The 3,985-nt window shown below is 35.4% G+C and carries 5 protein-coding genes; 1 reads left to right on the forward strand and 4 read right to left on the reverse strand.

Annotated features, from left to right (window positions below):
• Window positions 1-321: 321 nt before the first annotated feature.
• Window positions 322-744 (reverse strand): DUF1934 domain-containing protein, encoded by a 423-nt coding sequence (locus Q5O73_RS10235; protein ID WP_118589988.1) that lies wholly within the window; start codon window positions 742-744, stop codon window positions 322-324.
• 1 nt (window position 745) lies between these two features.
• Window positions 746-1,564, reverse strand: a complete 819-nt coding sequence (murI, locus tag Q5O73_RS10240; RefSeq protein WP_021951818.1) for a glutamate racemase — start codon at window positions 1,562-1,564, stop codon at window positions 746-748.
• A gap of 220 nt (window positions 1,565-1,784) precedes the next feature.
• On the opposite strand from murI, the gene spoIIR reads away from it, so the two are divergent.
• Entirely contained in the window at window positions 1,785-2,393 is a 609-nt protein-coding gene (gene spoIIR / locus Q5O73_RS10245) for a stage II sporulation protein R (protein ID WP_186840517.1), read from the forward strand.
• Here spoIIR and ispE read toward each other — a convergent pair.
• Together ispE and Q5O73_RS10255 are read right to left on the reverse strand one after the other, a co-directional pair.
• Complete coding sequence (gene ispE / locus Q5O73_RS10250; RefSeq protein ID WP_021951816.1) at window positions 2,386-3,255, reverse strand: 4-(cytidine 5'-diphospho)-2-C-methyl-D-erythritol kinase; 870 nt, start codon at window positions 3,253-3,255, stop codon at window positions 2,386-2,388. The two genes, spoIIR and ispE, sit on opposite strands and share 8 nt — an antisense overlap.
• Before the next feature lie 51 nt (window positions 3,256-3,306).
• The coding region (locus tag Q5O73_RS10255) for an SPOCS domain-containing protein (protein WP_302669632.1) at window positions 3,307-3,985 on the reverse strand (679 nt) is incomplete at its 5' end.

A 3,985-nucleotide genomic window follows, 5' to 3' on the forward strand; every position in this document is an offset into this window, starting at 1 on the left:
CACATATCCTGCTTTTCCTCCTTCTCTTCAATCTTTATGTTAATGTTTGCACATTCCCTGATTACCACCATGGCACCCCCTTCTTTTAATATTTCGAGATATATACTATTAGTTTTTTTAATTTCTTTATAGTATACACCGGATATAAAAAAATACAATAGTGAGGATTAGAATCCACTTGCAATCCTCACATCACAGTATCTTTATTACATCTTATATTTATTATAGTATATATTATTTGTTGTGTTGTCAAGTCGTTTTTTAAATTATACATATTTTTTGTGTTTTCTTTGAATAGTTACCGGAAAATGTAAATTTCACCTACACCCGGCTTAAATCAATTTCAATTTCACTGTCCGATATTTTACTGTTGTTGGCATATAATTCATATGCAATTTTCAAATTAATTTTGTCTTTTTCTTCAACCACATTAATATCCTTAGTCAAAACCTCCATAAGTAAGTCACCATATGGCGTGCTGTGCAATGCCTGATTGTTCTTCCCTTTTTCAAAAATCATTTTTCCACTCATGAATCCTGACCTTTTAACCTCTGCAAAGGAATCGTTAAACTTAATTATATTCTTTGTTTTCACTCCGGTTTCATCATCAATGTCCTCATAAGTTACATAATGCTTGCTATTTCTTGTATAATATTTTCCCGGAGTTACGGTTTCAACGCTGTCTCCTGTTTCTTCCACTATCTGAAGTCCCTTTACTTTTACTATTACCTTGCTATTTACCATCCTAGTATTCCTCTATATTTATCTGATTTGCCTCGTCCACATCAAAAGGCATAATTGAATCTGCAAAACTTTCAAACCTGTCAGCAGCATCGCTTACATAAAAGTCACATGTAGGGTTAGCATTAATATCTGCTCTTATTCCATGCTGGGTTAAAAGCTCCCCTAAGCTAATGGCTGTCTCATAGGCAGGATTTACCAAATTAACATCCGGGCCCATTATTTTTCCTATGGTACTTCTTAAAAGAGGATAATGGGTACAGCCTAAAATAAGACTGTCTATGTTTTGTTCCTTAAGTTCGTCTAAATATCTTCTTGCAATCTCATCCGTCACTTCGTCATGAAGCATTCCCTCTTCTACCAAAGGGCAAAACAAAGGACACGCCTTTCCTATAACAATTATTTCAGGGTCAATGCTTCTTATATATTCAGTATATAATTTACTTTTAATGGTTCCTTCCGTTCCAATAATACCAATACGCTTGTTTTTGGTAGTTTCTATGGCAGCAATTGCTCCCGGTTTTACCACACCTATAACAGGTATATCTAATTCCTTCTCTATGGTATCAAGGGCAAATGCACTTGCAGTATTACATGCAACAACAATTGCCTTTACATCCTTTGTTCTCAGAAAATGTACTATCTGCCTTGAATATCTGATAATTGTATTTTTGGATTTACTTCCATAAGGAACTCTGGCGGTATCTCCAAAATATACAATGCTTTCATTAGGAAGCTGTCTTGTAATTTCCCTTGCTACCGTAAGTCCGCCCACACCTGAATCAAAAACTCCTATAGGTGCGTTATTATTTATTAATTCCATAATACATTTCCTCCTATACTTTGATATATTTTACCTTTTATCCCCCGTTATTTCAATAGAATTAAAAGCATTTGTATAAAAAGATTATAAGAGGCAATACTCTAAATACAACCACTAAAGTAAGAGACAAAAATTAACTATGTTTATTAAAAAAACGTTTCCGACACTTAGCCCTCCACCAAAGGGTGGGGCAATACATATTCTATAAGGAGATTGAACAATGAGAAATAAAAGAATATTTTTAAGTTTTATAATTTTTATTGCAGGTATTGTAATGTTTAACTTTTACAAAAGTTCTGAAACTACTGCTACGGTAAAAGCCCTGTCTGAAAGTGCCATACGCTTCCATGTCCGTGCCAACAGTGATTCCCAAGATGACCAGGCCCTAAAAATGGAGGTAAAAGAAAAAGTAGTTGACTACATATATAAAAATACAAAAACCTTAAATACCCTTTCCGAAACAAAGGATTTTATACTAAAAAACGATAATAAAATAAAAAAGCTGGCAACTGAGACTATCCGAAATTCAGGATATGATTACTCAGTATCTTCCAGCTTTGGAATGCAGGATTTTCCTGTTAAAACCTATGGTGATGTTACCTTTCCTAAAGGCCGCTACACATCATATACCATTTATATAGGAGAAGGCATAGGGCATAACTGGTGGTGCGTGTTGTATCCCCCATTATGCTTCGTAGATGCCTCCACCGGGGTAGTTCCTAACTCATCTAAAGAAATGCTTAAGGAATCCCTTACGGAAAAAGAGTATGACACCGTAGTTCAGTATCGTTTTAAATATCTTACCTTTTTAAACAACTTTATCAATTAATAAATTCCGTTAAGTAAAGCTGTTCCGTAAGATTGTTCTGCGTTAAATTTTCCATAACCTTTTCTGCCTTTTCAATATTATCAAAAAGTCCAAATACTGTAGGACCGCTTCCACTCATTATGGAATTTAAGGCACCTCCATTAATCATTATATCTTTTATTTGAGATATAACAGGATATTCAGGCACTGTCACGTCCTCCATTACATTATATAAAAGCTTTGACAGTGCGTACAAATCCTTGTTTCTAATGGCATCTGCCATTTTTTCAATATCCGGGCGTTTCTCAATTGAATCCGGCTTTATGTGTCCATAAACATATGCTGTAGATACGGAAACCGGAGGTTTTGCTATTATAACATGACACTTCGGTGGTGCCGGCAGTGGTGTTAATATTTCTCCAATACCTCTGGCAATAGCCGTTCCACCCATTATGCAGTAAGGGACATCTGCCCCGAGCTTTACTCCTCTTTCCATTAGTGCCTTTTCATCTAAATTGAGCTTAAACATCTCATTAATTCCCTTAAGGGTAGCTGCACAGTCTGCGCTCCCTCCTGCCATTCCTCCGGCAATAGGAATTCTTTTGTTAATTCTGATTTCAATTCCATCATTGATTCCAAATTCGTCAAATAACATCCTTGCTGCCATATAAGCCAGATTTCCCTTTTCATTTGACAAAACTTCTTTATCTGTAGTTACCTTTATTTCACCATTTTTTTCTGTTTTAGTTATAATAATATCGTCGTAAACATTTACCGTCTGCATAATCATGTCAAGGTCATGATATCCGTCAGGTCTTTTTCTTATAACATCTAATCCTAAATTAATCTTTCCATAGGCTTTTAATTCTATCTTATCTGACAACTTCCGTTCCTCCAAAAACTATATTCTCTTAAAGTATACTTTTTTTAACTGTTATTGACAAGATTTAATCAACAGCAGTCTGTCACCCTTTTTGATATGGTCAGTCTTTAATTCATTTACCTCCATAATTTTATCAATGGTAGTGAAATTCTCCTTTGCCAGCTTCCACAATGTATCCCCTGACTGAACCACATACCCTCTCATAAGTGGTGCTGCATTTACCTTTTCCAAATCTATGGATTCTTCTTTTATTTCAGTTATAAGAGCTTTTCGCTCCTCCCTAAAGGCCATTACCTCCATAGCCACTGTGAGCTTTATTTCCACCTCATCTGTGCCTGTCATGTTGCCACTTATCTGCTCCGTCCACCAGTTTACATAATATTTATCACCATTAGTTATTCCCTCTGCATCTATTCTGTGTTCAAAATCCATTTCTGCTGACTTGCAGCATATTGGATTACTGTCTTCAGAGGATATATACATAACCCATGCCTTTATTTTCCCAATAGCCTTTAAGCCATTGTCACTAACTACAATATTTTCAATTTTAATGTCTGCACTATTTCCACATATTTGTAAAATATGTCCCTTGTCGCTGTCTACCTTTATTTTCACTACATTTTTCGTTCTTGATGCATTTTTTACAAGAAGTCTTTCACATACCTGTTCTGTTTTTATTGGAACGAGATTAATTTCCGGTGCGTACACATCCTCTAACACATCTACCGGC

This window comes from Eubacterium sp. AF15-50, from assembly GCF_934835595.1.
GTDB lineage: Bacteria > Bacillota > Clostridia > Lachnospirales > Lachnospiraceae > Eubacterium_G > Eubacterium_G segne.